19 protein-coding genes are annotated in these 23,751 nt (G+C 68.5%); 15 read left to right on the top strand and 4 right to left on the bottom strand.

Annotation, left to right across the window (positions count from 1 at the left end; all coding sequences use genetic code 11):
- The first annotated feature begins 97 nt into the window (after positions 1–97).
- From ABD188_RS08745 to ABD188_RS08765, 5 genes are all read left to right on the top strand, one after another.
- On the top strand, positions 98–2,074 hold the full coding sequence (locus ABD188_RS08745; protein ID WP_344060635.1) for an FAD-dependent monooxygenase: 1,977 nt from the start codon (positions 98–100) through the stop codon (positions 2,072–2,074).
- 143 nt (positions 2,075–2,217) lie between these two features.
- The gene (locus ABD188_RS08750) at positions 2,218–3,687 is read left to right on the top strand and encodes an NAD-dependent succinate-semialdehyde dehydrogenase (protein ID WP_344060638.1); all 1,470 of its coding nucleotides are present in this window, start codon (positions 2,218–2,220) and stop codon (positions 3,685–3,687) included.
- Positions 3,688–3,911: 224 nt separating this feature from the next.
- Complete coding sequence (locus ABD188_RS08755) at positions 3,912–4,991, top strand: DNA glycosylase AlkZ-like family protein (RefSeq protein WP_344060641.1); 1,080 nt, start codon at positions 3,912–3,914, stop codon at positions 4,989–4,991.
- A gap of 56 nt (positions 4,992–5,047) precedes the next feature.
- Positions 5,048–5,281: a phage baseplate assembly protein V gene (locus tag ABD188_RS08760; RefSeq protein ID WP_344060644.1), complete on the top strand. Its 234-nt coding sequence runs from the start codon at positions 5,048–5,050 to the stop codon at positions 5,279–5,281.
- A gap of 53 nt (positions 5,282–5,334) precedes the next feature.
- Positions 5,335–5,493 carry a hypothetical protein gene (locus ABD188_RS08765; protein ID WP_344060647.1) on the top strand — a complete coding sequence of 53 codons (159 nt, stop codon included), beginning with the start codon at positions 5,335–5,337 and terminating at the stop codon, positions 5,491–5,493.
- 36 nt (positions 5,494–5,529) lie between these two features.
- Here ABD188_RS08765 and ABD188_RS08770 read toward each other — a convergent pair whose 3' ends face one another.
- A complete protein-coding gene (locus ABD188_RS08770) occupies positions 5,530–7,263 on the bottom strand; it encodes an L-aspartate oxidase (RefSeq protein WP_344060650.1) in 1,734 nt (577 codons plus the stop codon).
- Positions 7,264–7,334: 71 nt separating this feature from the next.
- Between ABD188_RS08770 and ABD188_RS08775 the strand changes: the two genes are divergently transcribed.
- From ABD188_RS08775 to ABD188_RS08785, 3 genes are read left to right on the top strand one after another with little or no spacing between them, the layout of a single operon-like run.
- A complete protein-coding gene (locus ABD188_RS08775; protein ID WP_344060653.1) occupies positions 7,335–8,279 on the top strand; it encodes a LysR family transcriptional regulator in 945 nt (314 codons plus the stop codon).
- A 13-nt stretch (positions 8,280–8,292) separates the two neighbouring features.
- Positions 8,293–9,249, top strand: coding sequence for an endo alpha-1,4 polygalactosaminidase (locus ABD188_RS08780; RefSeq protein WP_344060656.1), 957 nt, complete (start codon positions 8,293–8,295; stop codon positions 9,247–9,249).
- 58 nt (positions 9,250–9,307) lie between these two features.
- A complete protein-coding gene (locus tag ABD188_RS08785; protein WP_344060659.1) occupies positions 9,308–9,697 on the top strand; it encodes an ester cyclase in 390 nt (129 codons plus the stop codon).
- Between the two features lie 24 nt (positions 9,698–9,721).
- Here the strand turns inward: ABD188_RS08785 and ABD188_RS08790 are convergent, their stop codons facing one another.
- Positions 9,722–11,158 carry a helix-turn-helix domain-containing protein gene (locus tag ABD188_RS08790; RefSeq protein WP_344060662.1) on the bottom strand — a complete coding sequence of 479 codons (1,437 nt, stop codon included), beginning with the start codon at positions 11,156–11,158 and terminating at the stop codon, positions 9,722–9,724.
- Positions 11,159–11,280: 122 nt separating this feature from the next.
- Here ABD188_RS08790 and ABD188_RS08795 point away from each other — a divergent pair, with 122 nt between their 5' ends.
- Complete coding sequence (locus tag ABD188_RS08795) at positions 11,281–13,161, top strand: phosphoenolpyruvate carboxykinase (GTP) (protein WP_344060665.1); 1,881 nt, start codon at positions 11,281–11,283, stop codon at positions 13,159–13,161.
- Positions 13,162–13,227: 66 nt separating this feature from the next.
- On the opposite strand, the gene ABD188_RS08800 is transcribed toward ABD188_RS08795, so the two are convergent.
- Both ABD188_RS08800 and ABD188_RS08805 read right to left on the bottom strand, forming a co-directional pair.
- Positions 13,228–14,622: a DUF2252 domain-containing protein gene (locus tag ABD188_RS08800; protein ID WP_344060668.1), complete on the bottom strand. Its 1,395-nt coding sequence runs from the start codon at positions 14,620–14,622 to the stop codon at positions 13,228–13,230.
- 40 nt (positions 14,623–14,662) lie between these two features.
- Entirely contained in the window at positions 14,663–16,630 is a 1,968-nt protein-coding gene (locus tag ABD188_RS08805) for an ABC transporter ATP-binding protein (protein WP_344060671.1), read from the bottom strand.
- A gap of 143 nt (positions 16,631–16,773) precedes the next feature.
- Between ABD188_RS08805 and ABD188_RS08810 the strand changes: the two genes are divergently transcribed.
- The 6 genes from ABD188_RS08810 to ABD188_RS08835 all read left to right on the top strand — a co-directional run bounded on the left by ABD188_RS08810 (position 16,774) and on the right by ABD188_RS08835 (position 23,741).
- Entirely contained in the window at positions 16,774–17,631 is an 858-nt protein-coding gene (locus ABD188_RS08810) for an alpha/beta fold hydrolase (RefSeq protein ID WP_344060674.1), read from the top strand.
- Between the two features lie 81 nt (positions 17,632–17,712).
- The gene (locus ABD188_RS08815; RefSeq protein ID WP_344060677.1) at positions 17,713–18,654 is read left to right on the top strand and encodes an ABC transporter ATP-binding protein; all 942 of its coding nucleotides are present in this window, start codon (positions 17,713–17,715) and stop codon (positions 18,652–18,654) included.
- Positions 18,651–19,535, top strand: coding sequence for an ABC transporter permease (locus ABD188_RS08820; protein WP_344060680.1), 885 nt, complete (start codon positions 18,651–18,653; stop codon positions 19,533–19,535). The genes ABD188_RS08815 and ABD188_RS08820 overlap by 4 nt, the downstream gene beginning before the upstream one ends.
- Positions 19,532–20,359 carry an ABC transporter permease gene (locus ABD188_RS08825; protein WP_344060683.1) on the top strand — a complete coding sequence of 276 codons (828 nt, stop codon included), beginning with the start codon at positions 19,532–19,534 and terminating at the stop codon, positions 20,357–20,359. Before ABD188_RS08820 ends, ABD188_RS08825 begins: the two co-directional genes overlap by 4 nt.
- A 149-nt stretch (positions 20,360–20,508) precedes the next feature.
- A complete protein-coding gene (locus ABD188_RS08830; protein WP_344060686.1) occupies positions 20,509–20,955 on the top strand; it encodes a hypothetical protein in 447 nt (148 codons plus the stop codon).
- Complete coding sequence (locus ABD188_RS08835; protein WP_344060689.1) at positions 20,952–23,741, top strand: vWA domain-containing protein; 2,790 nt, start codon at positions 20,952–20,954, stop codon at positions 23,739–23,741. The genes ABD188_RS08830 and ABD188_RS08835 overlap by 4 nt, the downstream gene beginning before the upstream one ends.
- Positions 23,742–23,751 lie beyond the last annotated feature (10 nt).

A 23,751-nucleotide genomic window follows, 5' to 3' on the forward strand; every position in this document is an offset into this window, starting at 1 on the left:
TCAGAAGTCGAACGATGCGTTCGAATATAGAACACGCCCGCCACTCACCGCAAGCGCTAATCGCAGACCTCGACACCGCCGTCCGAGGAGGACATCCATGCAGTTCCATCACCACGGATACGTCTCAGGAGAGCCCCGCGTGCAGGACGCGGCAGGATCCGGCGTCGATCGGCCCTTCGAGCTCCCCGACGAGATGGATGTGCTCATCGTCGGGTCCGGCCCGGCGGGCATGCTCCTGGCGGCCCAGCTCTCGCAGTTCCCGCGTCTGACGACGCGCATCATCGAGCGTCGCGATGGTCGACTGGTGCTGGGACAGGCGGACGGAATCCAGCCGCGCAGCGTCGAGACCTTTCAGGCGTTCGGATTCGCCGAGCGAATCGTGGCGGAGGCGTTCAACATCGCCTACATGAACTTCTGGACCCCCGATCCGGCGAATCCGAAGAACATCATCCGCTCGGCGCGCACCGAGGACTACGCGTTCAAAATCAGCGAGTTCCCGCACCTCATCGTGAACCAGGCGCGGGTGCTCGACTACTTCGCCGAAGCCGCCGCATACGGCCCTGGGAGGATCGTCCCTGATTACGGCGTCGAGTTCGTCGGACTGACGGTGCAGGAAAGCGCCATCGAGAACAGCGGAGGGTATCCGGTGGAGGTCCGCGTGCGGTACGTCGCGGGGGCGCGCGCCGGCGAAGAGCGCACGGTACGGGCGAAGTACGTCGTCGGCTGCGACGGCGCGCGCAGCGGCGTCCGCGAGGCGATCGGTCGCACGCACGTAGGCGATGTATCGCGGCACGCGTGGGGGGTCATGGACGTGCTGGTGAACACCGACTTCCCGGATTGGCGGACGAAGTGCGCCATCAATGCCGAGGCGGGCAACATCCTCCACATCCCGCGCGAGGGCGGCTATCTCAGCCGCATGTACATCGATCTCGGAGCGGTGGCCGACGATGACGACCACCGCGTGCGCCAGACGCCGATCGACGAGATCATCCGCAGGGCGAACGACATCCTGCATCCGTACTCGATCGATGTGAAGCAGGTCGCCTGGCACAGTGTTTACGAGGTCGGCCATCGAGTGACCGACAAGTTCGACGACGTGCCCGAGGGAGAGGACCGCACGCCCCGCGTCTTCCTCACGGGGGACGCGTGCCACACGCACAGTGCCAAAGCCGGGCAGGGAATGAACGTGTCGATGCAAGACGGCTTCAACCTCGGCTGGAAGCTCGGCTCGGTGCTCACCGGGCGGAGTCCCGATTCGCTTCTCTCGACCTACTCCGCCGAGCGGCAGCCCGTCGCCCAGCAGCTCATCGACTTCGATCGGGAATGGTCATCGCTGATGGCCCGCAAGCCCGAGGAGATCACCGATCCGCAGGACCTCGCCACCTACTACCTCGCGACCGCAGAGTTCCCGTCGGGCTTCATGACGCAGTACGGCGAGTCGATGATCGTGACGGATGGCGCGCACCAGGCGCTTGCCGAGGGCTTCCCGCTCGGAAAGCGCTTCAAGTCGGTCGAGGTCGTGCGCGTGTGCGACGGCAACGTCGTGCACCTCGGCCACCACGCCAGGGCCGACGGGCGCTGGCGGATCTATGCCTTCGCCGACACCGCGGCCGTGGCCCTCGCGGACACCGCGGCCGGGACGCCCGCGGATGGGACCACCTCCGGCCGGCCGTCCACGCTCGCCTCGTGGGCCGAGTGGCTGGCGTCGCCGGAGTCGCCCGTCGCACGGTTCACACCGGTCGACGCGGATGTCGACGCCGTGTTCGACGTGAAGGCGATCTACCAGCAGCGCTTCGAGGACGTCGACATCACGCGGGTGCCCGGTGTGTTCCTTCCACGGACCGGACCCCTCGGGCTGACCGATTGGGAGAAGGTCTACGCGGCCGGCCCCAGCGTGTGGAACAGCGTCGACATCTTCGCGGAGCGCGGACTGTCGCGCGACGGCGTCGTCGTCGTGGTGCGCCCCGACCAGTACGTCGCGGCCGTGCTGCCGTTGAGTGCGACGCACGAGCTCGAGGCGTTCTTCGCGCAGCACATGCTCCCGCAGCGCGCCGCCGCAGTCCTCACCTCGTGAGCGTTCCGTTGCGGCGAATTCGGGCCCGCGGTTATACGCCGCGGATATCGGCCGCCGCCGCGACCAGCGGGCAGAATGGCCACGAAGACAGTGAAGCGAGGGATGCCGCGCGCCGCGACATCCGGTGAAGACGAGGGAGTCCCGTGTCAGAGAACCGTGAGACCGAGCTGTTGGCGACCGTGCCGGATTCGCTCTTCATCGGCGGCGAGTGGCGGGCCGCCGAGGGCGGCAAGACCCTCAAGGTGTACGACCCTGCAACGGGGGCCGTGGTCAAGGAGATCGCCGATGCCTCTCCCGCCGACGGCAAGGCGGCGCTGGATGCCGCTGCGGCGGCGTTCCCGGCTTGGGCGGCGACCCCGGCGCGCGAGCGTGCCGAGATCCTGCGGCGCGCGTTCGACCTGCTGCAGGAGCGCAAGGAGGACTTCGCGCTGCTCATGACGATCGAGATGGGCAAGCCGCTCGCCGAGGCGCGCGGCGAGGTCGCCTACGGGGGAGAGTTCGTCCGCTGGTTCAGCGAAGAGACCGCGCGCATCCAGGGCCGCTACGGCCCGAACCCCGAGGGCACCGGTCGCATGATCGTGTCGCAGCATCCGGTCGGCCCGTGCTTCTTGATCACGCCGTGGAACTTCCCGCTCGCGATGGCGACCCGCAAGATCGCCCCGGCGCTCGCCGCAGGCTGCACCGTGGTCATCAAGCCCGCCGAGCTCACGCCCCTCACGACGCTCGCGTTTGCGAAGGTGCTCGAGGACGCTGGGCTGCCTGCCGGCGTGGTGAACGTGTTCACGACGTCGACGTCGGGCGCCGTGTCCGAGCCGATCATCCGCGACCCGCGGCTGCGCAAGCTGTCGTTCACCGGCTCGACGCAGGTCGGCCAGCGCCTCCTCGCCCAGGCGGCGGACGGTGTGCTGCGCACCTCGATGGAGCTCGGCGGCAACGCCCCGTTCGTGGTGTTCGAGGACGCCGACCTCGACAAGGCTGTGGATGGCGCGATGCTCGCGAAGTTCCGCAACATCGGGCAGGCCTGCACGGCGGCGAACCGCTTCATCGTGCACCGCTCGGTCGCCGATGAGTTCGCCCGCCGGGTGACGGAACGTGTGCAGGGGATGAAGATCGGCCGCGGCACCGAAGATGGTGTTGCGATCGGACCCCTCATCAACGAGGCGGCGGTCGAGAAGGCCTCATCGCTGGTGGGGGATGCCGTCGAGCGCGGCGCCCACGTGGCGACGGGGGGGTCGGCGATCGACGGACCCGGCACGTTCTACGAGCCGACCGTCGTCACCGACGTGCAGCCCGGCAGCGACATCCTGCGCGAGGAGATCTTCGGACCGGTGTTGGCGATCATCCCGTTCGACACCGAAGACGACGCCGTCCGCCTCGCCAACGACACCGAGTACGGGCTGGTGTCGTACGTCTTCACCGAGAGCCTCTCGCGGGGCCAGCGCATGATCGAGCGGCTCGAGACCGGGATGATGGGCCTGAACATGGGCGTGGTGTCGAATGCGGCCGCCCCGTTCGGGGGCTGGAAGATGTCGGGCCTCGGTCGCGAGGGCGGCGCCGAGGGCATCCACGAGTACCTGCAGACGAAGTACACCCTCACGCCGAACCCGTTCTGACCGGCGCCCGCCGCCGGCCCCCGCCGGGCGCGGCGCCGGCCGGCCCCGCCGGGCGCGGCGCCGGCCGTGGCATCCCTCTCCTGTCGTTCCCGTGCTGGCTCACCGAACCCGCACGCAGGCGGCGTACCTCGCGTGGTCGCTCGGCGGGCGAGCACGGGACCGACGCTCACCGCGCGGCCCGGCGTGCCGTGCGGGGTGTCGGGCCTCCGGGGCAGAATGGGCACATGGATGTCGCGACGCTCCGGCGCGAACGGCTGAGATCCCATCGCCTGAGCGCCCCCGCCGCCACAGTCGGCGAGGCGGCATCGCATATGCTCGCGACGCAGGGCCAGGAGTTCTGGGGCGGCCGGTGGGCGCTCGCTTCGCGGACCCGCGGTGCCCCGAGCGTGCGCGACGTCGATGCGGCGTTCGACCGCGGCGAGATCGTGCGTTCGTGGACCATGCGCGGCACGATTCACGTGATTCCGGCCCGCGACCTTGCGTGGGTGCTCTCGATCACGGGGGAGCGGCAGGCGCGGCAGGCAGCCGCGGTGCGTCGCGCCGAGTCCATCGACGATGCCGAGCTCGCGCGCGCGGAGCGACTTGCGCGAGCGGCGCTGAGCGGCGGCAACAGGCTCACGCGCAAGGAGCTGTTCGATGTGCTCGAGGCCGGCGGCGTGAGCACGGCCCGCCAGCGGGGCTATCACCTGCTGGTGGCGCTGTCGCTGCGCACGGTCGTCTGCCAGGGTCCCGTCGTTCCCCGCTTCGGCGGGCCGACGCGCGAGCAGTACGTCGTGCTGACCGAGGAGTGGGTGACGGATGCCGCGTCCCCCGCCGATCCGGCGGCGGAGTATTTCTCCCGCTTCATCGCTTCCCACGGGCCGGCCTGCGTCCGCGATTTCGCGTGGTGGTCGGGACTTCCCCTCGGGATCTCTCGGGCAGCGGCGGAGCGTGCCGCCGATCGCGTCGTGATCGTCGAAGACGAGGGCGAGCCGCTCTACGTCGCCACAGGTCCGGCGCCGCGCCGCACCCCTGGGGCCCCTGATGTCCTCGCGCTGCCGCCGTACGAGGAGTACTACCTCTCCTACGCGGACCGCACCGTTCCCTGCGCACCCGAGTTCCTCGCGGCGATCGGTCCCAGTCTCAACGGGATCATCCGGCCTATTCTCGTCGCGCGCGGCGAGGCCATCGGGGTCTGGACGCACTCGGTCGCCGTCGGGCGGCACGCGGACGACCCGGTTCCCGAGCTGTTCACTCCGGATGCCGCGTCCGACGACGAGGTCGTGGCGGCCCTCGCCCGCTACCGGGCATTCATCACCGCGTAGCGGCTGTGCGCCGTATCCGCTTTCGGCGGGGCACACGCAGCCGCGATACTGATCGAATGTCACTGCATCGCGGGATCGTCATCGACGTCGAGGACCCGGCCGGGCAAGGCCGGGTGAACATCGAAGTGCCGAGCGTCAGCACTGAGACGCTGTGGGCCCTCGTCGTGGCCCCCCTCGCGGCCGGGGGCTTAGAGCTCCCGGAGGTCGGAACCGGAGTTTGGGTCGAATTCGAGGGGGACGACTGGTCGTCTCCCGTGGTTCTCGGCGTCATTCCCCGGACGATTTCGTAGGTTCGACCCGAACGCGGCATACGCTGTGAACGTCGTCGACCGAAGGATACGCCGTGACTTCCCCCAACGAGCACGCAGTTCACGATCACGTTCCTGCTCCGGATGAGCCGACCGTCCCAGAGCTCGAGGACGACCAGACCATCGCGCCCCGCCCGGAGGAGGAGATCGCCGACGTCCTGCGGGCGAAACCGGACGTCGAGGACCACCGCTAGCACGAACGTGCCGAGCTACGGGGTCTCCCACGTCCGCTATTCGACGAGCTTGCCGACGACCGAGACCTCTCGCATCAGGTCGGCGATCTCGGCGGGGATCGATGGAATCTCCTCCCGCACGACACCGGTCGTGGGAGACCAGACGAGATTGACCTGCAGACCGGGGTCGAGCTCGGGATAGTCGCTGCGGTTGTGACACCCGCGGGTCTCGCGCCGCTCGAGTGCGGCCTCGAGAGTGGCGCGCGCGGCGAGCGCAGCGGACTTCAGATCGAACGCGTGCGCGAGATCGTGGTAACCCGCGATATCGGGGTGCACGCCGATGTGGGCCATGCGCGCCTCGATCGCGTCGAGCTCGGCGAGGCCGGCGAGCAGTCCCTGCTCGTCGCGGACGACGCCCGCGTGCTCGGTCATGGTGTTCCGGATGGCGCGCTGCAGCGCTCGCACGTTCTCGGTTCCGGATGCCGCGAGCAGGTCCGCGATCTCGGAACGAGCCGTCTCCACCGCAGCCGTAGAGCGCTTCTGCGCGGTCAGCGCCGCCGAGTAGTCGGCCGCGGCCCGTCCCACGATGCGCCCGAACACGAGCAGCTCGATCAGCGAGTTGCCGCCCAGCCGGTTGGCCCCGTGCAGGCCCGACGAGGCCTCGCCGATGGCGTACAGGCCCGCTACGTCGGTGGAGTGGTCGGAAGAGCGCACCCACACGCCGCCCATCGAGTAGTGGGCGGTCGGCGCGATCTCGATCGGGTCCTTCGTGATGTCGAGCATCTGCAGCTCGAGCATGGTCTGGTACACGCGCGGCAGCCGGGTCATGATCGTCTCTCGCGGGAGGTGAGAGACATCCAGCCACACGCCGCCCTTCGGGGTGCCGCGGCCCTCCTTGATCTCGGTGTAGCAGGCGAGAGCCACGCGGTCGCGAGTCGAGAGCTCGAGGCGCTCGGGGTCGTACCTGTGCATGAAGCGCTCACCGAGCCCGTTGCGCAGAATGCCGCCCTCGCCGCGGGCCGCCTCGGAGATGAGGGTTCCGGCCGCGTTCTCGGGCTCGATGATGCCGCTCGGGTGGAACTGCACGAGCTCGGGGTCGCGCAGCCGGCCTCCCGCCTCGACGGCGAGCCGGAACGAATCGCCCGTGTTCTCGTCGCGGCGCGAAGAGGTGCGCCGCCAGATGCGGTTGTGTCCGCCGGCGGCGAGGATGACCGCATCCGCGTGGATCAGGTAGCGCGTGCCGTCTTCGAGGTCGAAGCCGTACGCACCGAAGACCGCGCCGTCGTCGTTCACGAGGATGCGCGTGACGTAGACCGTGTCGAGGATGGGAACCTTCAGCTGGGCCGCGCGGTTGATCAGCGTGCGCTGGATCTCGAGGCCGGTGTAGTCGCCCGCGAAAGCAGTGCGGCGATACGTGTGCGCGCCGAAGAAGCGCTGCGAGATGCGGCCGTCCTCCTCTCGCGCGAAGGGCATGCCGTAGCGCTCCAGGTCTTCGATGCCCCGGGCCGCGCCGGAGGTGACGATCTCGACGGTGTGCGGGTTGGCGAGCAGGTAGCTCTCTTTCAGGGTGTCGGCCGCGTGCTGCTGCCAGCTGTCGTCGGCATCCATCGTCGCGAGCGCGGCGTTGATGCCGCCGGCGGCGAGCGATGTGTGGGCGTCGGACTTGGGCCGCTTGCCCAGGGCGAGCACGTCCACCCCCGCTTCGGCGAGCTCGATGGCTGCGCGCAGGCCGGAGCCTCCGGTGCCGATGACGAGGACTGTGGTTGAGATCCGGCGTTCTGAAGTACTCACGCCTTCAACGGTAGGCAGACATGAGGGATTACTCCAATGCATATTCATAGTGGTTTCGATAGGGATAATGTATGGATGTGAACCTGGAACAGTTGCGGGGGTTCGTGGAGGTGGCTCAGCTCGGCAACTTCACGCGTGCCGCCGAACAGCTGCACCTCGCCCAGCCCTCGCTCAGCCGTCAGATCTCATCCCTCGAGCAGGACCTCGGCGCCGAGCTCTTCCACCGCGCCCGAGTCGGCAGCACGCTGACGGTCGCCGGCGAATCTCTGCTGCCGCTGGCGAGGCGGATGCTTGCCGACGCGGAGTCCGTTCGCCGCGAGCTGGCCGAGCTCGCAGGACTCGAGCGCGGACGCGTCCGGCTCGGTGCGACGCCGACGCTCTGCATCAGCCTTGTCACCGAAGTGCTGAGCGCCTTCCACACTGCCCATCCCGCCATCGAGCTGCATCTGTCCGAGCAGGGTTCGAGACGGCTGCTCGATGAACTGGCCGGTGGCGAGCTCGACCTGGCCCTGATCACGACGTCGAACGCGGCATCCACGGACCGCTTCACCGTCAGCCCGCTGCTCGTCGAAGAGCTCGTGGTGATCTCTGCCAGCAACGCGCCGCGGATCACGACGGGCGACACCATCGCGCTGGGCGAGGTCGCGAGCCTGCCGCAGATCGTGTTCAGCTCGACGTACGACCTTCGCAGCGCGACGGATGCCGCATTCCACGCGGCGGGTCTGACACCCGAAACGGTCATCGAGGGAGCCGAGATGGATGCCGTCCTTCGATTCGTCGAGCGTGGGCTCGGTGTGGCGATCGTCCCCGCGATGGTGCTCATCGACCGGCCGGGGCTGCGTTCAGTGCGATTGTCGGAGCCGACCCTCACCCGCACGATCAGCGTCGCCCGCACCGCGGACGTCACACCGACGACCGCGGTCGCGGTCATGCAGCAGACGATCGGCGCGACCGCCACCAGTCTGGCGGCGAGGTCGGGGGCGACGATGCGCCTCGCGGACCCGCCGCGTGAGTGACGGAGCCGAGCCCATGCAGCCTCTCCGCCGGAACCAGGCCACTCTTCGACGTCCTCGCGGCGTCGCACTCGCTCTGGCCGCGGGCGCACTCGTCGCCGGCGCCTTCGCCGCCGTCCTCCTCCTGCCGAACACGACCCTCGCGCCGGAGCCGGGGGTGGCCCTGCCCCCGGCGGATGGACCGTTCTCGTATCAGCTCGGGGGCGCCTACCAGCCCGAGCCGGGTGTGCAGGTGCTGAGCCGCGATCGGCTCGCACCGCCCGCGGCGGGGTTGTACAACATCTGCTACGTCAATCTGCTGCAGACCCAGCCTGACGAACCGGGGCAATCGAGCACTCACCCGCCCTATGGCACCACCCAATGGTGGAGGAACAACCACCCCGGTCTGCTGCTGAAGGACAGCACCGGCCAGGTGATCGTGGATGCCGAGTGGAACGAGGCGCTGTTCGACGTGCGGACAGCTGTCTCCCGTGACCAGCTGCTCGACGTGCAGTCCGCCTGGTTCAGCGAGTGCAAGGACGACGGGTTCCAGGCGATCGAACCCGACAATCTGGACGCACATCTGCGCTCGAGCGGTCTCCTGACCTTCATCGACACGAGGGACTACCTCGAGCTGGTCGTTCCGTACGTGCACTCACTCGGCCTCGCGATCGCTCAGAAGAACGCCGCTGACCGCCCGGACGGCTACGGCGGTATCGGCAGGACCTTCGTCAGCGACACGGAAGGATTCGACTTCGCCATCGCCGAGGAGTGCGCCGCCTACCTCGAGTGCGAGAAGTACACGAGCGTGTACGGGCCGCTCGTCTACGAGATCGAGTACGCCGACAACAATCCGGACCAGGTCAGGACCGGCGTGACAGCCAGCGCGTACGACTGGATCTGCCACGACGACGGGGCCGCGCGGTCGATCATCCTTCGCGACCGCGACGTGGCCCCCGCAGGTGCCCTCGGCTATCGGTATGCGGAGTGCTGATCCGCGGAGATCGATCGCCCACCGCGACCCACGACGTCCGCCGCCGATAATGAGGAGCGTGGAGCCGTGGGAGATGCGCGAGTGGTACGCCGACTACCTCGACGCGTGCAATCGGCACGACCTCGACGCGATCCGCTCGTTCGTCGACCCTGCGGTGCGGCGCGCCCACCTGCCTGGCGGAGCCGATGCGTGGGTCGAGGACATGGCGGACCTCTTCGCCGCCTTCCCCGACTGGCGATGGCGCCGCATCCAGCTCATCATCGAGGATGACCGGGTCGCCGCGCATCTGCGCGCGAGCGGCACGCACCTGAGCACGTTCCGCGGTATCGCGCCGACGCGGCGTCACGCGAACGTGGCCCAGTTCGCGATGTACCGCGTGGCGAACGGGCGCATCGCGGAGTTCTCGGGCACGACCGACTTCGAGCTGCTCAGCCAGCTGGCCGGATGAACCGCCTGCCCGGATGATCCGGGCTCACATGTGCCGGTCGAGGAACTCGTAGACCTCGTTGTCATCGACCCCCGGAAACACGCCCCGCGGCAGCGGCGAGAACATCTGCATGTGCACCCTGGCGCTCGGCCAGGCCTTTCCGGTCCAGCGCTCGGCGAGATCGGTCGAGGGGCGCCGGCAGCAAGACTCGTCGGGGCAGGTGGATGTCGCCCGCTTCTGCGTCTCGCGCCCGCGGAACCACTTGGCGTCGTCGAAGGGCACGCCGACGGTGATGGAGAACTCGCCCTCGGCGGTCGTCCCGGTCTGCGTCGAGCACCAGAAGGTTCCGGCCGGTGTGTCGGTGTACTGGTAGTGCTCGGTGGTGCGATTCTGCTCGTCGAATGCGGAACGCGCCGACCACTTGCGGCACGCGATCTGCCCGTCCACCGCGCCGGTGACGTCCATCGGCAACGGCAGGCCGTCGTTCTCATAGACGCGGGTGATGGCACCGGACCCGTCGACCCGCAGGAAGTGCAGCGGGATGTCGAGGTGCCGCGTGGCGAGGTTCGTCAGACGCATGCCCGCCGACTCGTGCGTCGTGCCGAACGCGTCGCGGAAGTCTTCGACGGCGAGATTGCGGTCCTTCTTCGCCTGCGCGAGGAAGGCCACGGACGCCGTCTCAGGCATGAGACACGCGGCGGCGAAGTAGTTGATCTCGAGTCGCTGCTGGAGGAAATCCGCATAATCGGTGGGCCGCTGGTGGCCGAGCAGACGATGTGCCATCGCCTGGAGCGCCATCGAGCGCAGTCCGTGGCCACCCGGGATCGACGCGGGTGGCAGATAGATCCGGCCGTTCTCGAGGTCGGTCACCGAACGAGCGGAGTGAGGCAGGTCGCTGACGTAGATCAGCTCGAAGCCGAGCTGCTCGGCCATGATGCTGACCGTGCGGTGGGTGAGCGCGCCGGAGACATGGCCCGCGGACTTCAGCTGCTTCTCGGCGAGCTTCTCGATGTCCCCGAGGTAGTTGTCGACATCTCGCATCTTCAGCCGGAGCTCGGTATTGGCCCGCCGAGCCTCCTCAGGCGTTGCAATGGCTTCCCGCTCGCGGCGCTGGAGCTCGCGGTGCAGGCCCAGCAGCGACTCGATCGTCTCGTCGGTCATGCTCTTGGTGACCTTGACGGGGGCGATCCCCAGCTGCCGGAACACCGAACCGTGCTGCGCGCGCTCGAGTTCGATCTCCAGCGCGGCTCGGCGATTGGGCGGTTCGGTCGACAGCAGGTCCGTGACCTGCACTCCGGTCTCTGCGGCGATGGCCTGGAGCAGCGAGAGCTTGGGCTCGCGCTTGCCGTTCTCGATGAGACTCAGCTGGCTGCCGGCGACGCCGACGCGCTCCCCGAGTTCGTCCAGCGTCAGGCCGTGCGAAACCCGTTGATGGCGGATGCGGTGACCCAGAGTCGACAGCTCCAGCGAGGTTGGCGTCATTCCTTGATGATATCTAAAGAATCAAGACTTTTTACGCCACAGGTACGGGTAAGAGGGAGTCGGGGAGGGTGAAAGTAGAGGAAGAACACGGATCTCACCACCCAACTAGGAGGAGCAATCCCATGGCACTCGCCGACATCTTCACGCGACCCGCTGATCCTGGCACCGTCCGCCCGGCTGCTTCGCGGACGTTCGGCAGCCGTCCTCCCCTCCAGGGCGAGGGCATGACCGCCCTCATCGCGTGGGTCGACCAGATCGCGGCACTCACCAAGCCCGACCGCGTTCACTGGGTCGACGGCTCGCGGGCCGAGAACGACGCACTGCTGCGCGGGATGGTCGACGAGGGCAAGCTCATCAAGCTGAACCCCGAGTGGCGCCCCGGGTCGTACCTCGCCCGCTCGCACCCGAGCGATGTCGCTCGCACCGAGGGCCGCACATACATCGCGTCGGAGCGCGCCGAGGATGCCGGACCGACGAACAACTGGATCGCGCCGAGTGAGATCCGCGAGACGATCACTCCGCTGTTCGACGGCTCCATGCGCGGCCGCACGATGTACGTCGTGCCGTTCTCGATGGGCACGGTGGGCGGCCCGCTCTCGCACATCGGCGTCCAGGTGACCGACAGCGGCTACGCCGTCGCCTCGATCGAGATCATGACCCGCGTCGGCACGGACGTGCTGCGTGAGATCGCCGGCGGTGCGCCGTGGGTGAAGACCGTGCACTCCGTCGGCGCACCGCTCCAGCCGGGCGAGCAGGATGCCGCATGGCCGTGCAACGACGAGAAGTACATCGTCCACTTCCCCGACACGCTCGAAGTGTGGTCGTTCGGCTCGGGATACGGCGGCAACGCCATCCTCGCGAAGAAGTGCTTCGCCCTGCGGATCGCCTCGGTCATCGGCCGCGACGAGGGCTGGCTGGCCGAGCACATGCTGCTCATCCGCGTCATCGACCCCGCCGGGCGGGCGTACCACGTCGCCGCCGCGTTCCCGTCGGCCTGCGGCAAGACCAACCTCGCGATGCTGCGGCCCACCATCCCCGGCTGGCGGGTCGAGACGCTGGGCGACGACATCGCTTGGCTTCGCCCGGGCGATGACGGACGGCTGTGGGCGATCAACCCCGAGGCGGGCTTCTTCGGCGTCGCACCCGGCACCGGCGAGTCGACGAACGTCACCGCCGTCGAGACGCTGTGGGGCAACACGATCTTCACCAACGTCGCACTGCGACCCGACGGCGACGTCTGGTGGGAGGGCCTCACCGACGAGGCTCCCGCCGAGCTCGTCGACTGGGAGGGCAACCCCTGGACGCCCGCATCCGGCCGCCCGGCGGCGCACCCGAACTCGCGCTTCACGGTGCGTGCGGCGCAGTGCCCGCAGATCGCGGACGACTGGGATGCCCCGCAGGGCGTCCCGCTCGACGTGATCCTCTTCGGCGGCCGGCGGGCGACCAACGTGCCGCTCGTCGTCGAGGCGACCGACTGGACCCACGGGGTCTTCATGGGCTCGAACATCTCGTCCGAGCGGACCGCCGCCGCGGAGGGCACCGTCGGAGAATTGCGGAGAGACCCGTTCGCGATGCTCCCGTTCTGCGGCTACAACATGGCCGACTACTTCGGGCACTGGCTGAAGGTCGGTCAGAAGCTGCGCTTCGATCGCGCACCGCGGGTGTTCCAGGTGAACTGGTTCCGCAAGGATTCGGACGGCCGCTTCCTCTGGCCCGGGTTCGGCGACAACGCGCGCGTCATCGACTGGATCATCCGGCGCGTGGACGGCGAGGTCGGAGCGGTCGACAGTCCGATCGGGCGACTTCCGCTGACTGCCGACCTCGATGTGGACGGCATCGACGTCACGCCGTCCGACCTCGACGACCTCTTCGCGATCGACACCGACTCGTGGCTGCGCGAGGCCGATCTCACCGAGGAGTTCTACCGGACGTTCGAAGGCCGGATCCCGGCGCCGCTCTGGGCCGAGCTCGAAGCGCTGCGCTACCGCCTCAAGCACGCCTGACAGCACCGCACTCTCGCCCGCACCGTCGACGACGACGCGTTGGGCGAGTCAGTGCGTGTGCCGGGGTCAGGCCGTGGCGGCCAGATCTGCGACAGGAACGCGCCCCTCGTCGGCGGCAGCGCGCAGGGCTTGGTAGTCGCGCAGCGACTGGTCGCTGTAGGCGTACGACCATCGCAGGATGGCGTCGGCCGCGGCATCCGACTTGCCGATGTACCCCACGATCTCGATGGCCGCAGGGCTCTGCGCGTGTGCGCGCGCGAGCAGCGAGGCGCATGCCGCCACGTAGGGGCGATAAGCCTTCTCATCGAGCCCCTCGAGCTCGATCGAGCCCTTCATGTCATGGAACTGGCGAAGGTAGTAGTCCCGGTTGTTGGTCTGCAGGTACCCGAGATACGGATCGGACACGCCCTGCAGGATTCGCTGCAGGGCCACGACACGGTACCCGTTGCCGTGCCCCTCGATGCCTTCCGCGATGCGCGGCGCCTGCGGCCGCTTGCCGTACTTCACCAGCACGGACTCCGTGGCCTCCTTCACCTGCAGCAGGAGGAGGTCGTCGTCGGCCCCGGCCATGAGGTGGAGGAAGCATCGCGTCCCGACGCTGCCCACACCGACCACGCGCTGCACCAGATCGAGCGGCTCGTACTGTCGCAGGACCAGCTCGATGTCGACGCCCACGGTGGTGCGGTAGCGTCCGACGAGGGTCGCGAGCGTCTCCACCGTATCGGTCTCGACGTGCTTCATCGTCGGCGGATTCTCTATGAACCGCAGCTTGCCGTCCGGGCCCCGCTCGGTGGTGCGCTTGATGGCGCGCTCGGCGGTACGTCGCTCTGCCGCCTTCACCGCTGCGTCGAGAGCCTGCTGTGCCGCCTTGTTGAGTCGCTGCCTCGAATACGGTCCGCCGGAGTGCATGAAGTAGCGGTCCGCGGGCGAGAGCTTGCTCAGCTTGTCGAGCGTGAACGTGTAGTTCATCACGGCCTCGCGCGCGGTGCCCTCGACCATCGCCTCGTCGTAGCCGGCGTGGCGCCCGCCGATGATCGCGCTCGTCACCAGTCGCTTCACGTCCCACTCCCACGGAGCGCCGGCAGCCTCGTCGAAGTCGTTCAGGTCGAAGACGAGCCGACGCTCGGGTGAGGCGTAGAAGCCGAAGTTGCTGATGTGCGCGTCGCCGCAGCAGATGACGTCGATTCCGGAGTGGGGGTCATCCGACAGATCCAGCGCCATCAGTCCCGCCGTCCCGCGATAGAACGCGAACGGGCTCTCGAGCATCCTCGCCATGCGCAGCGGAACGAGCTCCTGCACCCGGTCGGCGTTCTGCTCCATGAGGTGCTCGACGGGATCGCGGGTGGTCGCGGTCAGTTCACCGAGCTGCCGACGCGGAGCGCTCTGTCGAAGAGTGGCACCGAAGGCGCGCGCATCCCGGCGCGTCGCATAACTGCGTATGAAGGGCTGGGTCGTCGTCATGGGCTCATCATGGCTCAGCACGGGCACGTGCGCCAGAGGTTCAGACGAGCAGCTGGTGCCTCGCGAGGTCGCGGTAGAGGGGGGTGGAATCGACGAGCTCGGAGTGCGTCCCCTGACCCACCACGCGCCCGTGATCCATCACCACGATGTGATCGCTGTCGACGACCGTCGACAGGCGGTGGGCGATCACGATGAGCGTGCGTTCCGACGCGACGGCGTCGATCGCGTCGCGCATGCGCTGCTCGTTGAGGCCGTCGAGCGACGACGTCGACTCGTCGAGAAGCAGGATCGGCGGGGCCGCGAGCAGCGCGCGGGCGATTGCGAGGCGCTGGCGCTCGCCGCCCGAGAGCATCACGCCGCTCTCGCCGACGGGGGCGTCGATGCCCAGCATGCTCCGCGCGAGCACCTCGCCGAGGTTCACCGCCCGCAGCACCCGCTCGCAGTCCTCGTCGGACGCGGACGGCGATGCGAGGCGCAGGTTGTCGGCGATCGAACCCGCGAGGGTCGGGGCGTCCTGCTCCACGTAGCCGAGCTGGGCGCGCAGTTCGTCCCGCTGGAGCGCTCTCACATCGGTGCCGCCGAGGAGGATCGCCCCGTCCGTCGGGTCGTAGAAGCGCTCGATCAGCGAGAGCGTCGTGCTCTTGCCCGCTCCGGACGGGCCGACCAGCGCCACACGTGAGCCCTGGGGAACGCTGAAGGAAACGCCTCGCAGCACCTCCGCCGACGTCCGCCCATCCCGTTCGTCGACGGCGGCGGGCATGTCGATCGACACGCTGTCGACGTGGGCGTTCTCGAGCACCGCGAGCGCCTCGGACTCGGCCTTGCGCCGGGTCGCGACGACCGCTTCGGGATACCGGAACCGCACATCGCGGAACTCGATCGCGGGCGCTTCGACCGACCCCGGTCCCTCAGCGTGTCGAAGTGCCCCGTCCGGTCCCTGTGGTTCGACAGGCCCGCCAACCGGTCGAAGGGCCGCGGCGATCGCCTCGTCCTGTGCCGTCTCGGGCGGGAGGTCGAGCACCTCCTGGATCCGTCCCAGCGCTCCGAGCGCCTGGTTCACCGAGGTGATGGCACCGAAGAACGAGCCGAGCGGCGCGATCATCAGGAACAGGAACATCACGAAGGTGACGAGGTTCGCGACCGTGATGGCACCCGAGGCGACACGGAATCCGCCGAGACCGAGGACGACGAGCAGCGAAACCTGCAGCGCGATGCCCGCGACCGGCACGATCAGCGCCGAGACCTTCGCGATGCGGACGCCGACGCCGTAGACATCCGTCGCGATCTCGGTGATCGCAGCGGACTCGCGCTCGGTGGCACCGGCGGCTCGCACCGTGCGGATGGATCCGACGGCACGCTCCACGCTCGAGGCGAGCTCCCCGACCTTCTCCTGCTGCTCCTGGGTCGCCTTGCGGATGCGGCCGCTGAGAAGCGTGACCCCGACGACCGATACGCCGATCACGAGCACGATGGACAGCAGCAGCAGCGGGTCGATGAACGCCATGGCGATGATCGCTCCGATGAAGATGAGACCGTTGCCCACGGCATCCGCCAGTCCCTGGGTCAGGACCGCATAGAGGAGAGTCGTATCCGTGCCTACGCGCGACACGAGGTCGCCCGTGCGGCGGGCGTCGAACTCGCTGATCGGCAGGTGCAGGATGCGGGCGATGAGCTTGCGGCGGCTCGAGTAGACGACAGCCGTGCCGGTGCGCTGCAGCAGGTAGTGCTGATACCCGGAGATGATCGAAGACACCACGACCAGGGTCACCAGGCCCCACACCAGGTAGCCGAGGCTCTGGCTGTTTCCGACTCGCGTGATGACCTCGCCGACCACCAGCGGTTGCGCGAGGGTCGTCGCGGCGCCGATCACGCTCAGGATGGCGACGACGACGAGCACGCCGGAGTGTTCGAGGAGGAACGGCACGAGCTGCCGGAACGTCGCGCGGGGTCCCTCTTGAGGAGTCCGGCCGCGGCCGCGGATGCGCCGCGGGGAGGTGCTGGTTGACACGGGGATACCTCGCTCGAACGGAAGGGGTCACCTACGACCGTACTTCTTGTGGAAGGCATGCCGGCTCACGCCCAGGGCGGACGAGCGGCGCTCTTGTGGACCGAATGCTCGAGCCCTACGATCGGCACCGGACGGAGGCGATCATGCCAGAGTCCTGGCTCCGTGCCTCGGCAGCCCTGTTCTTCGCCATGCTGCTCGTCGCGTGCGCGCCGACCGCGTCGAACTCCGGCGCTGAACCGCAGTCGTCACGCACGCCGGCAGGCATGGCCAGGACCTTCGAGGTCGACGTGAACGGACATGTGCTGCGGGGCGGATGCCGAGGTGCGCGCGAACCAGATCAGCCGGCGGTCATCCTGCTGTCCGGCCTCGGCAGTCCGGGATCCCAACTCTCCATCATCGAACATGGTCTGAGAGACGCGGCGCTGGTCTGCACGTACGATCGCGCCGGCGTGGGAAACAGTGACCCAGCCACCGGCCCGAGCACCTTCGAGGATGCGGTGGAGGATTTCGCGGCTGTCCTGGCCGGTGCAGACATCGCGCCGCCGTACATCATCGTCGGGCAATCCGTCGGCGGGACGATCGCGCTGCGCTACGCGCAGCTGCACCCCCAGAACGTCAGCGGGTTCGTCGCGATGACCCCCGGCCCACCCGCCACGGCATACGAGGCCAGAGCCGCTGCGGTCGAGACACCTGACGAACTGCAGACGGTGGAGATCGACTTCAACAACGGTGCGAACGAAGAGGGGATGAACTTCCGCTCGACCGACCTCATCCTGGACGAGCCGTTCCCTGCGACCGTTCCCTACGTGGTGATGTACGCCGAGAACTGCGAGGGTGATTTCTGCGACCGCATCCGGCCGGTGCTCGCCGCCGCGATGGGCGAGCTGGCGCACCTGGGCGACGGGCGTTTCGTCGCAGTGGAAGGCGCCGGACACGAGATCTTCCAGACCAACCTCGACGATGTGCTCGCCGAAGTCCGGTCACTGCTGCCGGCCGCCTGACGCGCGGCAGCGAGAGCAGGCGGTCCGGGTTCCAGGACTCCGGTGGGAGGGGATGTCCGCAGCCGTGTGTAGTGTGGTCCGGTGCCCGCCCCCGTGATCGAAGCGAAGAACCTCGTCAAGGCCTACGCGGTCAAGGGCAAGCCCGACTTCCTGGCGGTTGACGGCCTGTCGTTCGAGGTCGCGCCGGGGGAGTCGTTCGGCCTCCTCGGTCCCAACGGCGCCGGCAAGTCGACCACGATGAAGATGGTGGGCGCGGTGTCGACGCGTTCCAGCGGCGATCTCAGCATCCTGGGCCTCGACCCCGACCACTACGGCCCCGAGATCCGATCCCGGCTGGGGGTCGTGCCGCAGCAGGACAATCTCGACGGCGAGCTGAACGCTCGAGAGAACCTCTACATCTACGGCCGCTACTTCGGGCTCCCCGGCAAGGTGTGTGCGCAGAAGGCCGACGAACTCCTCGCTTTCGCACAGCTCGAAGACAAGGCCAAGAGCAAGGTCGATCAGCTGTCCGGCGGCATGAAGCGCCGACTGACGATCGCACGTGGGCTCATCAACGACCCGCGCATCCTGCTCCTCGACGAGCCGACGACGGGCCTCGACCCCCAGGCGCGCCACGTGCTGTGGGACCGCCTGTTCCGGCTGAAGGAACGCGGCACCACGCTCGTGCTGACGACGCACTACATGGATGAGGCCGAGCAGCTCTGCGACCGGCTGATCGTCGTCGACAAGGGCCGGATCATGGCCCAGGGAACGCCCTCGTCGCTGATCCGCGAGCACTCCAGTCGTGAGGTGCTCGAGGTGCGGTTCGGGTCCGACCGCAACGAGCAGGTCGCGCCGCAGCTGCAGGGCATGGGTGACCGCGTCGAAGTGCTGCCCGACCGCATCCTCATGTATACCGACAACGGCGAGCACGTCCTCGAGCGCATCGCCGCGGCCGGGCTCGAGCCGATCACCAGCCTTGTTCGTCGTTCGAGCCTCGAGGATGTGTTCCTCAGACTCACCGGAAGGTCGCTGATCGAATGACGCTTCCCGAGTCGTCCGGTGCGCCGGGCGGAGCCACGGTGGCCCAGCCGTCGATCGACGAGCTGCGTGCCGAGGCGATGGAGTGGGGCCGCAGGCCTCGCGGATTCGGCTCCTGGTATGTCACGGAGCACATGGTCCGCGCCATGCGCGCGTACGGGTGGACCATCGTCGTCGCCGCGCTCGGCCAGCCGATCATCTACCTGCTGGGCCTCGCCGTCGGCCTCGCCGCCCTCATCGACGCCCCCATCGACGACCGCGGGATCGAGGTGTCGTACCTCGTCTTCGTCGCGCCGGCTCTGCTCATGACCGCCACCATCTCGGTCGCGGCCGAGGAGTTCACCTTCCCGGTCATGGCCGGCTTCAAGTGGCGTCGCTACTTCTACGGCTTCAATGCGTCGCCGATCGCGAGCCGCCAGATCGCGACCGGTGTCATCTTCGGCGCGTCCGCGCGCATGATCGTCGTCGCCGTCGCCTACACGCTGTTCCTCTACATCTTCGGCGCGATCCCCGCGTTCACGTGGGGCTGGACCATGATCTTCGTCTCGCTGCTGGCCGGGCTCTCGTTCGGTGTCCCCCTCATGGCTTACGCGGCATCCATCTATGACGACAAGGGCCAGTTCGCGCTCGTCCAGCGCTTCATCTTCATGCCGATGTTCCTGTTCTCAGGCACCTTCTACCCCCTCGACTCGCTGCCGCTGTGGCTGCAGTGGATCGGGTGGATATCCCCGCTGTGGCACGCGACCGAACTCGGGCGCTGGATCTCGTACGGCGCTGAGCTCTCTCCGGCCGCGATCGTCGTGCACTTCGCCTACCTCATCGGCCTCACCGTCGTCGGCTATGTGCTCGGACGACGGTTCTTCGAGACGAGGCTCGCGAAATGACCGCGGCGACGCAGGCACCGGATGCCGTCGCTCGGCGCGGCGGCGTGCGAGCCCTGTGGGCTGGCAACCCCGGCGCCGTCGTGCAGCGCGGGCTCATCGCGGCGCGCTCTTCGAGCTGGGCCGTCGTCCTGTCGGGCTTCTTCGAGCCGGTGTTCTACCTGGCGTCGATGGGGATCGGTCTCAGCAGCCTGATCGGACCGGTCGAGACATCCACCGGTATGGAAGTGTCGTACGCCGCATTCATCGCACCGGCGCTTCTGGCCGTCTCGGCGATGAACGGGGCGATCTACGACTCGACGTGGAACGTCTTCTTCAAGCTGAACTACGGGAAGCTCTACGAGGGGATGCTCTCGACCTCGCTGGGTCCGCTCGACGTCGCGCTGGGGGAGATCCTCTATGCACTGCTGCGCGGCCTCGTCTACGCGACCGGGTTCATGATCATCATGCAGATCGCCGGACTGAACCTCGCGTGGACGGCGATCCTGGCGCTGCCCGCGGTCGTGCTCATCGCGTTCGGTTTCGCCAGCGTCGGCATGGCCGTCACAAGCTACATGAAGGCCTTCCAGCAGATGGACTGGATCAACATCGTGCTGCTGCCGATGTTCCTCTTCTCGGCGACGCTGTACCCGATCACGATCTACCCCGAGTTCATCCAGTGGATCGTGATGGCACTGCCGCTCTGGCACGGCGTGGAACTGGTCCGAGGGCTCACGACCGGCGCGCTGTCGCCGGCGATGTGGGTACACGTCGCGTACTACGTCGCGATGATCACGGTCGGTCTCATCTTCACGACGAAGCGGCTGCGGGCGCTGTTCCTGGGCTGATCGCAACTCGAATCACACTAGTCACATTGGTCACATCGGGCATATCGTCAGTTTCGACGGGTTGAATGTCGTCGGTCTGCCCTACAGTCACTGCGTGGCTCGGGGAAAGCCCATCCGACTCTCGTCGGCCGGTACGGGGGTGGTTCCGCATGTCATCGCTTTCATCGCGATCCGGCGGCATGGCGCCGAACGCGCGACCGGCCTCCGCCGCGCCCACGCGGGGCCGCACGCAAGCCAGTCCGGTTCCGCTGATCGCCGCCGCCGTCGCACTGGTCGTCAGCCTGACGGTCGCGGTGATCGTGCTCGTCACGGCGAGCGCGACCGTCAACATCCTCGGTCTCGGGTTCGCTCTCGTGACGTCCGACGCCTGGTGGCTGAGCTTCATCGGGTATGTGCTGACTCCGGTCGTCGTGATCGGATGCTATGGCTGGAACGTCATCGCGCAGCGTGACGGCCTGCGACGGAATCGCAATTTCGCGCTGCGGCCCGGATACTCACGTGCCCTCGCATGGGCGGCGGGCCTCGGCATCCTGCTCGGAGCGTGGCACGTCCTCAACCTCAGCGTCCCGATCTCGGAGCGGCTGGGCCTTTCGTGAGGCGAGTATGGGCGGTCCTGGCCGCGACAGTGCTCACGATCGCACTGCCGCTGCTGACCGGGCCGGCGGCGAATGCGACCGAACACACTGCGGTGGCGGCGGCCACATCCGCGGGTCTCTCCGACTCGGGACAGTCGGCCGTCGATGACCTTCGCACCTGCGTGGCGTCGAAAGGCGTGCTGAACGCGTACTACATCATCGACAACTCGCAGTCGCTGCGCGTCGAGGACGACGGCAAGACCCCCGGTTCCGATCCCGACTACACACGCGCCGACATCCTCGCCAACAGTCTGTCGCAGCTCGGCAACCTCGGCGGCGACACCCAGGTGAACTGGGCGGCGGGGTTCTTCAGCACGGGGTTCGAATCGGCGATCTCGTGGACGCCCTGGACCGAAGCCAGCGCCGACCAGCTCGAGTCGACGATCCGCGCCAAGCAGCCGAACGGCTACACCAACTGGCTCGCCGCCATGGAGGGCACGCAGCAGCAGCTTGCCGGCCAGCCAGATGCCGACAAGGCCTGCCAGCTCGTGGTCTGGTTCACCGACGGCGCGATCGACCTCGAAGGCGGCGACCAGGCGACCGCCGACGCGGTCAACGATCTCTGCGGGCGACCGATCGACCCCGCCGGGCACGCTCCGGCCCAGGGCTACGGAATCTTCAATGCGTTCCGCCAGTCCGGTGTGGTCGTCATGGGCACGCTGCTCGCACAGGGATCGACGCGCGACGACGCCGAGGTCATGTGGCCGCTCGTCGAGGGCTCGGGCGACGTCGACGGCACACCGGAGCAGTGCGGCCAGCCAGACCCGCCGTCGACTGCCGTGCATGGCGCGGTGGTGGATGCGACCGATCCGAGCGCGCTGGCACGCGTCTTCCTCGAGCTCGCGAGTCAGATCGGCGGTGGATACCCCGAACCGCTCGACGCCGAAGGCAGGTTCTGGATCGACCCGGGCGTCTCGCGGTTCCAGATCGCGCTGGGCGACGGCGACTGGAGCCTCGTCGCGCCGCCGGAGTCCGGCGTCGGAACGATCACGACCGATGCACCGGGTCCTGCGAAGGTGACGACATCCGCGGGTGCGACGCTCGTCGAGGTGCCTATCGACGATCCATCCCTGCAAGGGCAGTGGCAGCTCGTGGCCGACGATGTGGACGACGTGTTCCTGTTCAGCGATCTCGGCATCGTCTTCGACGCGCAGAACACGATCGAGCTCGGCGCCGATGGGGCGACCGCCGCGGTCCTGACCGCGCAGGTGCAGGATGCCGCCGGCGACCCCGCTCCGCTGGAGGCCTACGGGTCGGCGGAGTTCACAGCATCCATCGTCAGCCCCGACGGAACCGTCCAGGAGCTGCCGCAGGCCGATGTGGACCCCGTCACCGGAGCCATCACGATCCCGATGCCGGCGGATGTCTCGGCCGCCGAGATCGTCGTCACGGCATCGCTCGACCTCGAGACCGCCCCGCACGGGCTCGCGCTCGCTCCGGTGACGACCCAGCAATCGGTGGCGACCGTGCTGCCCGCGAACTTTCCTCGGGTGCACACCATTCCCGTGCAGCTGTCGGTGCTCGAGGGCGCCGACGGCGCGGCCCGCGGTGGGATGACCGTGGACGGGCCGCAATCCGGCGGCGACGGCAGGGTCTGCGTCACCGGGGATCCCGAAGTGATCAGCGACAGCGCGAACCGCGCGGCGGGATGGTCATGGCAGCTGGATGGCGACCTCGATGCGGACGGGTGCATCGTGGTGCCCGAGGGTGCGACCGATCAGCGCATCAAGATCACCGCGACGAACCAGACCGCGGCAGACAGCCTGGTGCGCGCCAGCATGCCGGTGGCGTTCGTCTCCGCCGACGGCGAGGAGCTGACGCAGGATGTGCCGATCGAGTTCCGCTCGACGCACCCGGTCAACGTCGGCTCGGTTGCGCTCGTGGCCCTCGGACTGCTGCTGATCGGCATCCTGCTGCCCTTGATCCTGCTGTGGTTCCTCAACTGGTGGACCACCCGGCTCGACATCGGCAACTCGGTCCAGCGCGCGACGTTCCCGGTGCGCGTCGTGCCCGGCGGCGTGGAGCCGCTGGACGTGCCCGCTTCCGACACGGCGCTCTCGGAGCGGTTCCGCTACCGCGGCGCGGCGCGCAACGTCCGTTCGCTCTCCGATCCCGATCTCGGACGCATTCGGGCGCGGCTGCCATGGTTCCCGCTCAATGCGCCGGAGTACGAGATCGCTCCCGCCGCCGGCGTGGCCATCGCGGCGGCACGAACGAGTGCGCGCTCGGCGTCGGCGGGGGTGCGCTCGGCGGATGGCGCACTGCGCTTCCGGCAGCTGCCCTTCGATGCGTTCTGGGCGATCACAGTGACGGATGCCGAGCTCGCGCGCACCTCGAAGGGTGAGGCCGTCAACGGCACCGCGGTGATCTACCACCGCTTCGACGCCTATCAGCCGGCGCAGTATCGCGAGCGGCTGGCCGACATCGCGCGGGACACTGCGGCATCCGACGCCGTCGACCGGCTGCGGACGGCGAAGGCGGCGAAGGCGGCGGAGGCCGCCAGGGCGAAGAGCGGCCCGCCGCCCTCCGGCGCGGGCGGATCCGGCGCCGCGGCAGCGCCTCCCCGCCCCGGTTCCTCACCCGACGACGGAACCCCGCCCTCGAAGGCCGGGCCGCCTCCGCGGCCGAGCGCTGTTCCCGGCGGAGCATCCCGACCCGGTTCCCCTCCGCCCCTCCCGGGTTCCCCTCCGCCCCTGCCGGGTTCCCCTCCACCCCTGCCCGGAATGCCGCCGCCCCGCGGCCGCTGACCTCCACGAT

The sequence above is a fragment of the Microbacterium pumilum genome (assembly GCF_039530225.1).
In the GTDB taxonomy this organism is placed as follows: Bacteria; Actinomycetota; Actinomycetes; order Actinomycetales; family Microbacteriaceae; genus Microbacterium; species Microbacterium pumilum.